The organism is Roseovarius sp. MBR-6 (assembly GCF_040547525.1).
Classification (GTDB): Bacteria; Pseudomonadota; Alphaproteobacteria; order Rhodobacterales; family Rhodobacteraceae; genus Roseovarius.
In genome coordinates, this window is record NZ_JBEPPW010000025.1 from 1 (window position 1) to 8,855 (window position 8,855).

The window sequence follows — 8,855 nt, forward strand, 5'->3', positions numbered from 1 at the left end:
GTCACCAGAAAGGGTAAAGGTGGCCGACTTTTACGCCGCCCGCAGCAGGCTCATCCCGCCGCTACCGTGGCCGACTTTCGCACCGCCGTTCTCACAGTCTGCGCATCGCGCTGGCGGGCGTCGAACAGCCTTCCGGCTGGTCGGTCGACACCGCCACCGGCGTCGTCACCTTCAGCGCCGCGCCGGGCGCCGGCGTCGCGATCACCGGGGGCTTTGAGTTCGACGTGCCCGTCCGCTTCGACACCGATATGCTTGACGTGACGCTCGACCTCGAGCGGCTCGGCTCGATCACCTCCATTCCGCTTCTGGAACTGCGCCGATGAAATCTCTCGATCCCGCCCTGCAGGCCCATCTCGACGACGGCACGACCACGCTGGCCTGGTGCTGGCGGATCACCCGCGCCGATGGTGTGGCCTTCGGCTTCACCGACCACGACCGGACGCTCGCCTTCGATGGCACCGACTTCGAGCCCGAGAGCGGGCTCACGGCCTCCGAGGTCCGCTCGGGCTCCGACCTGTCTGTCGATGCGCAGGACGCGGAAGGCGTGCTGACCTCGGACCGGATCACCGAGACCGACATCCTCGACGGCCGCTGGGACAACGCCGAGGTCGAGGTCTGGCGGGTGAACTGGGCCGATACCGGGCAGCGCGTGCTGATGCGGCGCGGCGCCATTGGTCAGATCCGACGCGGGCGGATGGCCTTCGTCGCCGAGGTGCGCTCGCTCGCCCACGTCCTCGGCCAGACCGTCGGGCGGACGTATCAGGCTACTTGTGACGCCGCGGTCGGCGATGCGCGCTGCGGCGTCGATCTCGAGGACCCGGCCTTCAAGGGCACGGGGGCGGTGATCGATCTCCTGCGCGACCGCGCCTTCACCGCCTCGGGCCTCGGCGGCTTCGCCTCTGGCTGGTTCGCCTTCGGCACGCTGGACTGGACGAGCGGCGCGAATGCGGGGCGGCGCACCGAGGTGCTGGGCCATGAGGTCACGGATGGCATTGCCGTGCTGACCCTGCTCGAAGCGCCGGTGCGCGCGATCGCCGAGGGTGACGGCTTCACCATCCGCGCGGGCTGCGACAAGCGCATGGAGACCTGCGGCGCGAAGTTCGCCAACACCGCCAACTTCCGCGGCTTCCCGCACATCCCCGGCCAGGATGCCGTGCTGCGCTACGCCACCAAGGATGGCGGCCATGAGGGAGGCGTGCTGTGACGCAACCCCTCGCATTGGCCGATCCCACGCGCGTCATCGCCATCGCGCGGTCCTGGCTCGGCACGCCGTATCACGACCAGGCCAGCCTGCGCGGTGTCGGCTGCGACTGCCTTGGTCTGGCCCGCGGCGTCTGGCGCGAGGTGGTCGGGCCAGAGCCGTTCCCGATCCCGCCCTACAGCCGGGACTGGGGCGAGACCGGACCGCGCGAAGTTCTGGCCGAGGGCGCGCGGCGCATGATGATCGAGGTTCCTCCCGTAGAGGCCGGTCCCGGCGCGCTGGTGCTCTTCCGCATGAAGCACCGCGCCATCGCCAAGCATGTCGGGATCCTGACCGAGCCCGGCTCCTTCCTCCACGCATACGAGCGGCTGGGCGTGATCGAAGAACCGCTCACCCCGTCCTGGCGGCGGCGCATCGCCTTCGCCTTCCTGTTCCCGCAACGCTGAGACCCCGACATGGCCACCCTCGTTCTCGGCGCGGCCGGCGCTGCCATTGGCGGTTCGATCGGCGGCGCGATCCTTGGTGTCAGTGCCGCGACCATTGGCGGCTTCATCGGCTCCACCATCGGCTCGGTGGTTGACAGCTGGATCATCTCGTCGCTGGCGCCGACGCAGCGCATCGAGGGCGCGCGGCTCGACACGCTGCGCATCACCTCGGCGACGGAAGGCGCGGTGATCCCGCGGCTCTATGGCCGGATGCGGATGGGCGGCAACATCATCTGGGCGACCGATTTCCGCGAGGAGACGAAGACCACCACGCGGGGCGGCGGCAAGGGCGGCGGCGGTGGCAAGGTCAAGACGACCGAGTATCTCTATTACGCCAGCTTCGCCGTGGCGCTCTGCGAGGGACCGATCACCGGCATCGGCCGCATCTGGGCCGACGGCAAGCCGATGGACCTCTCCGGCGTCACCTGGCGCTGGTACCCCGGCGACGAGGCGCAGACCGCCGATCCCTTCATCGCGGCGAAGATGGGAGCGGCCAGCACGCCCGCCTATCGCGGCACGGCCTATGTGGTCTTCGAGGAACTGGCGCTCTCGTCCTACGGCAACCGCCTGCCGCAGCTGTCCTTCGAAGTGTTCCGACCGCTGGCTGATCCTGACACCGCCGAGGGGCTGACCCGCGCCGTCACCATGATCCCGGCGTCGGGAGAGTTCACCTACGCCACGCAGGCGATCCGCAAGACCGATGGCGGCGCGACGGTGCCCGAGAACCTGAACGCGCTGGCAGACTCCACCGACATGGTGGAGGCGCTGAACCGGCTGCAGGCGATGGCGCCCGCGGTCGAGAGCGTCAGCCTTGTCGTCGCCTGGTTCGGCGACGATCTGCGCGCGGGATCGTGCAAGGTGCGGCCGGGCGTCGAGGTGTCGGCCAAGTCGACGACGCCGGTCAGCTGGTCGGTCAACGGCGTCAGCCGCGCCAGCGCCTTCCTCGTCAGCCGCGACGATCAGGACCGCCCCGTCTATGGCGGCACGCCCTCCGACTTCGCTGTGGTGCAGGCGATCCAGGAGATGAAGGCGCGCGGGCTGCGCGTGACCTTCTATCCCTTCATCCTGATGGACGTGCCGCCCGGCAACACCCTGCCGAACCCGTATTCCGACAACGCCGCGGAGACGGGGCAGCCTGCTTTCCCGTGGCGGGGGCGGATCACCTGTTCTCCCGCGGCAGGGTTCGCGGGGACGGTGGACAAGACGGCGACGGCCGCAAGCCAGGTCGCGGCGCTGTTCGGCGCGGCGACGCCCGCCAGGTTCAGCGTGGCGGGCCAGTCGGTCTCGTGGGCAGGGACGCCCGGCGACTGGGGCCTGCGGCGCATGGTGTTGCACTATGCCCATCTCTGCGCGGCGGCGGGCGGGGTCGATGCGTTTCTCATCGGGACAGAGATGCCGGGGCTGACCACGATCCGCTCGGGCGCCAGCACCTATCCCGCCGTGCAGGCCTATCGGGATCTGCTCGCGGATGTGCGCTCGATCCTCGGGTACGGGACGCAGATCGGCTACGCTGCCGACTGGTCGGAATACTTTGGCCACCAGCCTGGCGACGGCTCGGGCGACGTGTTCTTCCACCTCGATCCGCTCTGGGCCGATCCGGAGATCGATTTCATCGGGATCGACAACTACATGCCGTTGTCGGACTGGCGCGACGGGTTCGAGCATGCCGATGCGGCAGAGGGCTGGCCCGCGATCTACGACCGTGCCTATCTGCAGGCGAACATCGCGGGCGGCGAAGGATTCGACTGGTTCTACGCAAGCGCGGCTGATCGCTCCGCGCAGGTCCGCACTCCGATCACCGATGGCGGCGCGGGCAAGCCGTGGGTGTTCCGCTACAAGGACCTGCGCAGCTGGTGGTCGAACGCGCATTACGACCGCCCCGGCGGAGTGGAGAGCGGAAGCCCGACGGCATGGGTGCCTCAATCCAAGCCGATCTGGTTCACCGAGCTCGGCTGTCCCGCCATCGACCGGGGCACGAACCAGCCCAACGTCTTCTTCGACCCGAAGTCGTCCGAGAGCTTCACGCCGCATTTCTCGCGGGGCTGGCGCGACGACGCGATCCAGCGGGCCTATCTCGAGGCGACCTATCTCTGGTGGGGAGAGGCCGCGAACAACCCGGTGTCCTCGGTCTACGGCGGCCGGATGGTGCATGTGCCGGAATGCGCCGCCTGGACCTGGGACGCGCGGCCCTATCCGTTCTTTCCGGCGCTGACCGACGTCTGGACGGACGGCGCGAACTGGCGGCTAGGCCACTGGCTGACCGGGCGGCTCGGCGCGGTGTCGCTGGCGGCGCTCGTGCGGCATCTCTGCCTGCGCGCCGGGCTGTCCGAGAACCGCATCGACGTCACCGGCCTCTGGGGCGCGGTCGAGGGCTACGCCATCACCGCGCTGGAAAGCCCGCGCGCGTCGATCACCACGCTGTCGCGCCACTTCGGCTTCGATGCGGTGGAGACCGAGGGCGTGATCCGCTTCGTCATGCGCGGCCGGGCCTCAGTCGCCACCCTCGCGCCCGACAATCTGGTGGCCGCCCGTGAGGGCGACGTGCTGGAACTGACGCGCGGCCAGGAGACCGAACTGCCGCAGGCGCTGAAGTGGCAGATCGCTCGCGCTGACGAGGACTACGACGCGGCCCTCGTCGAGGCGCGGCGGATCACGGTGGACACGACCCGGATCGCCTCCGAGTCCTTCCCGATGGCCGTTCCGCCCGAGGAGGCCGAGCGCCGCTGCCGACGCGCGCTGATGGAGGCATGGGTGGGGCGCGAGACGGCGGCGTTCCGTCTGCCGCCCTCACGTCTCGCGCTCGATCCGGCCGATGCGATCCGGCTCGCCCATGACGGGCGGCTGGTCGATCTGCGGCTCGTCTCCATCGCTGACGCCGAGGCGCGCGGCATCGAGGCGGTCCGCCAGGACCGGGCTACCTACGACCTGCCGCCCGGCGATCCCCGCGCGGCGTCGCTGACGCGGGCCGTGGTGTTCGGCGCGCCGGATGCGGTGCTGATGGACCTGCCGCAGCTGACCGAGGACCAGCCCGCGCACAGGCCGCTGATCGCCGCGCACGCGGTTCCGTGGCCGGGCGAGATGGCGGTGTTCCGCAGTCCTTCGACGTATGGCTTCGAGTTGCTGACCACGTTCGGCAGCCGCGCGCGGATCGGGGCTCTGGTCTCCGACTTCTACGCTGGGCCCACATCGCGCTTCGATCTCGGCAATGCGCTGGTGGTCGATCTGCTGACCGGCACCCTCGAAAGCGTCACGGATTTGACGCTGTTCGCCGGGGCGAACGCGCTCGCGATCGAGAGCGCACCTGGAGTCTGGGAGATCGTGCAGGCGGGCGCGGCCGAATTGCTGGCGCCGGGCCGTTATCGTCTGATCCGGCTCCTGCGTGGCCAGCGCGGGACCGAGGGTGCCATGGGCAACCCGGCGCCTGCTGGCGCGCGGATCGTGGTGCTCGACGACAGCCTCGCAACGCTACCAATCGCCGAGGCCGACCTTGGGATCCCTTGGAACTGGCGCATCGGCCCGGCGAGCCGTCCGGTCAGCGACGAGACCTATGTCGCGCAGGCCTTCACGCCCGAAGGCGTCGGGCTGCGGCCGTTCTCCATCGCCCATGTCGAGCAGCCGTGGCGCACGCCGCGTACGCCCGGCGATCTGACCATCCGCTGGACGCGCCGGTCCCGCGCGCTGTCCGCCGACAGCTGGGGCGCGGCCGAGGCGGCTCTCGCAGAGGAAACCGAGGCCTACGAGGTCGAGATCCTCGACGGCGCCACCGTGAAGCGGGTGCTGAGCACGGCCACCACCAGCGTCATCTACACCGCCGCCCAGCAGACCGCCGATTGGGGCGGTCCGCTCGACCCCGGCGACACGCTCGACATCCGCATCTACCAGCTCTCCGCCCTCGTCGGGCGGGGCGCGCCCAAGACCGTCACGCTCACATTCTGAGGACCGCATGTCCGACGCCACGACCCATCTCCTGCTGCCCTACATCCTCGCGGCGCAGGCGCAGAAGCATGTCACCCACAACGAGGCGCTGCGGCTGCTCGACGGGCTCGTGCAGCTCTCCGTCCTCGACCGGGACCTTACCGCGCCGCCCGGAAGCCCCGCCGACGGCGACCGATACATCGTCGCCTCCGCCGCAACGGGCGACTGGGCAGGCTGGAACCTGAACGTTGCGATCTGGACCGATGGCGCCTGGCTGCGCCTGCCACCGCGCACCGGATGGCGGGCGTGGGTGGAGGACGAAGGACTGCTGCTGGTCTACGATGGAGCGGGCTGGATCGGGACCACACCGGCGGCGCTGCAGAACATGGCGCTGCTGGGGCTGGGCACCACGGCGGATGCGTCGAACCCGTTCTCGGCCAAGCTCAATGCCGCGCTCTGGACGGCGAAGACCGTGGCGGAGGGCGGCTCCGGCGATCTGTTCTACACCATGAACAAGGAGGCTGCGGGCGACGATCTCGGCCTGACGCTCCAGACCGGATTCGTGACCAAGGCGCTGGTGGGGCTGTTCGGTTCGGACCGGTTTCGCCTCGCGGTCTCGGCCGACGGCAGCACCTTCTTCGACGGGCTCAGCGTCGACAACGCCACCGGCATCGTCGACCAGCCCCGGCTGCCGCGATTCAAGGCGTACACGAACTACGACAACTATGTCGGCGTCGGGACCTGGACGAAGATCGGCCTCAACAACACCGACTACAACGACCAAGGCGCCTTCGACGCCGCGAACAACCACTTCGTGGCCCCGGTCGACGGCACCTACCTCTTCGGCGCGACGCTCCTCTACAAGATCAACGCCAGCGCCACGGCGCGCATGCGCGGGCGGCTCGTCCTGAACGGCACCACCGAAATCCGTGGCTCCCTCGGTGAAATCTCCGCCACCCATGTCTCGCTCGCCACCGCGATCTGGCTGCAGACCATGGTGCAACTCATCGCTGGCGATACCGTCGAGCTGCAGGGATATTTCCGGGTCGCGGACGGCTACTTCGCCGCCGATCACACGTCCTTCTGGGGCTGCAAGATCGGCTGAGATCGATGAGGCGCTGGTTGCCACGCCTTGTCGCAGATATGCTCGGCTCATGAATGAGGACGATGAAAAGCGAATTGCTGCTCAACTCGCCAAGGCGATAGCGGTGATCTGCGTCCGCAATAGTCGTCTTGAAGACCTCCATGCCGGACAGCTGCCCATAAGCCGAACCGGCGATGGGAGCGATATTGTCGTCATTGACGCAGACGGCAACCGGATCCTTTGGAAGGACGTCTCCCGCATCGATGACGACGAGATGCGCGCGTTGATGCGCGACATCGTCAATCGGCTTTATACATTCCACCTGAAGTCCGACGATCCCGGCCTTCGCGCGGAAATCGAACGATGGTTGACTGTAGCAGGGAAATGGGAAGATCCAGAGCTTGATGTCCGGATGATCAGTGCTGAGGTGCGACCCGACCGATAATGCCGTTCGGCGCCGCGAACCCCGCTTGCATCATGTGACCACCGGGTAGAATGGCCGCCCCCAATCCTCGTGGGGATTCTCCATCATCAAATCGACGAATACCGGCATCAGGAAGGCAAGTATTGCAGCGCCGTCGCGGACCTGCGCCCGGTTGACCCCACTGTTCCAGGTTGATCCGCCATGGACCAGTTGGTTGCGCAGGACGTAAAGCCGGTCAAAGACGAAGCTCAGAACGCGAACGCTGTCGCCATCCTGGAATGCCTGGGCGAAGCTACGTGAGGATGCTCTGAACTTGTCCTCCCAGTCCTCGAAGCCCTCGATCCCGTTGTGGTGCTGCCAGAACGGATTGAAGACGTAGCGATTTTCCATGAGCATTCGCACAGGGCCTGAGAAGCGCTGCCACAGCGCCTTGTAGATCCGGCGACCTTCGTCGCGCGCCACCAGCCTGCCGAAATAGTCGACGAAGGCAGCACGTTCGCCAGGGGCTACCGACTGGAATTCCCGCTCGTCCGCGTAGGCGGCGTTGAACGCGATCCAGAGGAAGATGAAGCGGGCGTCATCGTCGTCACCACACGCCTCGGCACGTCCGATCCAGCTGATGGCGCGATGCGCGCGCAGACCCATTGTCTCGGGAAAGCCACTGCGAATGGCGCGCTGCTTGGTTTTCAACGCCGCGTGGTCGAGAATATCCATCATTCACGATCCCCCTCTGAAAATCCCGTCACGGCAAGGCGTCGAAATCCGGCCTCTGATACCCTTCGACCAAGGCCCGCAACCCGTCAGGCGCGATCACCTCGACCGTGTCGCCCCACTGATAGAGGTGCCAAGCCATCTCGAGCCAGCCGGCCGCAGTGAACCGGACAATCAGGCTTCCATCATCCTGTGGCTCCAGAACCTGCGTTGGGTGAAAACGGAATTCTGCAGCACGCTCAGCGGCCCGAGGCGCGAAGCGCCAAGTCACCTCGCCGTATTGCGCCGGGTCCTGATAGACGCCGAAGGCCTTGGCGGCATGGTCCACCAGCGTGAATCCCGGTGCGAAGGCAAAGCTTTCGTCGAGTACCTCGGCGATATGAATCCTGTCCATGCGGAAGTTCAGGATCGTTTCGCTGCGTGCTGGCTGCCGCGCCACAAGGTAACTGCGGTGTCCCAGCAGCAGGCCGTGCGGCTCAATCACCCGGGGGGTGGCGTCAGCCGATCCGTAGGTAACGCGCAGCCGGAATGGACCTCGCAGCGCCTCCATGACTGCATCTGTCACGTCGGGACGTAGGGCGACGGTTGGACCGGGGCGCATGACCTGGCCGAGACCGGCCAATACAGCCTCGGCATCGGCCTCGGACCTCGTTGCGTCACGGGGTGTCAGCCGCGCCAGCAGCCCATCACGCAGATCCTCAAGCGCGCGAGCATGGCGCAATCGCGCCTGGTCGCGCGCGGTGCGGGCTGCGATTTCCAGCGCTTCGATGGTCGTTTCCTGTCGCGGCTGCAGCCGTTCGGGCGGGGGCGCTTCCAGCCGCCAGTACCGACGGCGATCCTCGGTGTCCATGGTGGTGACATTGGCGAAGGCGGCGTCCAACGCCTCGGTCATCCGTTGCGCCGTCCGGTGCGACACGCCGAACTCGGTGCAGATGTCCTCAAGGCTGACGCCGCCACGCCGGGAAGCGGCCATCTGGGCGAGACGGAGCAGATCCTGGGCCTTGGAGAAAGACATTTGACCTCTATGCCAGAAAT

At 67.6% G+C, this 8,855-nt stretch carries 7 protein-coding genes and 1 pseudogene; 6 read left to right on the plus strand and 2 right to left on the minus strand.

Annotated elements, in window-relative coordinates:
• Positions 1-95 precede the first annotated feature (95 nt).
• The 6 genes and pseudogenes from ABIE57_RS18490 to ABIE57_RS18515 all read left to right on the plus strand — a co-directional run.
• Positions 96-323: pseudogene (locus ABIE57_RS18490) on the plus strand (DUF2460 domain-containing protein); the annotation flags it as partial.
• Entirely contained in the window at positions 320-1,204 is an 885-nt protein-coding gene (locus ABIE57_RS18495) for a phage/gene transfer agent baseplate hub protein (protein ID WP_354540515.1), read from the plus strand. The pseudogene ABIE57_RS18490 and the gene ABIE57_RS18495, both read left to right, overlap by 4 nt.
• Positions 1,201-1,647 carry an NlpC/P60 family protein gene (locus tag ABIE57_RS18500; RefSeq protein WP_354540516.1) on the plus strand — a complete coding sequence of 149 codons (447 nt, stop codon included), beginning with the start codon at positions 1,201-1,203 and terminating at the stop codon, positions 1,645-1,647. Before ABIE57_RS18495 ends, ABIE57_RS18500 begins: the two co-directional genes overlap by 4 nt.
• A 9-nt stretch (positions 1,648-1,656) precedes the next feature.
• A complete protein-coding gene (locus ABIE57_RS18505; protein ID WP_354540517.1) occupies positions 1,657-5,622 on the plus strand; it encodes a baseplate multidomain protein megatron in 3,966 nt (1,321 codons plus the stop codon).
• A gap of 7 nt (positions 5,623-5,629) precedes the next feature.
• Entirely contained in the window at positions 5,630-6,706 is a 1,077-nt protein-coding gene (locus tag ABIE57_RS18510) for a DUF2793 domain-containing protein (protein ID WP_354540518.1), read from the plus strand.
• A 49-nt stretch (positions 6,707-6,755) separates the two neighbouring features.
• Positions 6,756-7,130, plus strand: a complete 375-nt coding sequence (locus tag ABIE57_RS18515) for a hypothetical protein (protein ID WP_354540519.1) — start codon at positions 6,756-6,758, stop codon at positions 7,128-7,130.
• 30 nt (positions 7,131-7,160) lie between these two features.
• Here the strand turns inward: ABIE57_RS18515 and ABIE57_RS18520 are convergent, their stop codons facing one another.
• Entirely contained in the window at positions 7,161-7,826 is a 666-nt protein-coding gene (locus ABIE57_RS18520; protein ID WP_354540520.1) for a hypothetical protein, read from the minus strand.
• A 25-nt stretch (positions 7,827-7,851) separates the two neighbouring features.
• Entirely contained in the window at positions 7,852-8,793 is a 942-nt protein-coding gene (locus ABIE57_RS18525; RefSeq protein WP_354540521.1) for a helix-turn-helix transcriptional regulator, read from the minus strand.
• Between the last annotated feature and the right edge of the window lie 62 nt (positions 8,794-8,855).

Excerpts from the sequence above, each read along its gene's own strand:
- ABIE57_RS18495 (WP_354540515.1), top strand. The coding sequence starts at position 320 with ATGAAATCTCTCGATCCCGCCCTGCAGGCCCATCTCGACGACGGCACG.
- ABIE57_RS18505 (WP_354540517.1), top strand. The coding sequence starts at position 1,657 with ATGGCCACCCTCGTTCTCGGCGCGGCCGGCGCTGCCATTGGCGGTTCG.
- ABIE57_RS18510 (WP_354540518.1), top strand. The coding sequence starts at position 5,630 with ATGTCCGACGCCACGACCCATCTCCTGCTGCCCTACATCCTCGCGGCG.
- ABIE57_RS18515 (WP_354540519.1), top strand. The coding sequence starts at position 6,756 with ATGAATGAGGACGATGAAAAGCGAATTGCTGCTCAACTCGCCAAGGCG.
- ABIE57_RS18520 (WP_354540520.1), bottom strand. The coding sequence starts at position 7,826 with ATGATGGATATTCTCGACCACGCGGCGTTGAAAACCAAGCAGCGCGCC.
- ABIE57_RS18525 (WP_354540521.1), bottom strand. The coding sequence starts at position 8,793 with ATGGCCGCTTCCCGGCGTGGCGGCGTCAGCCTTGAGGACATCTGCACC.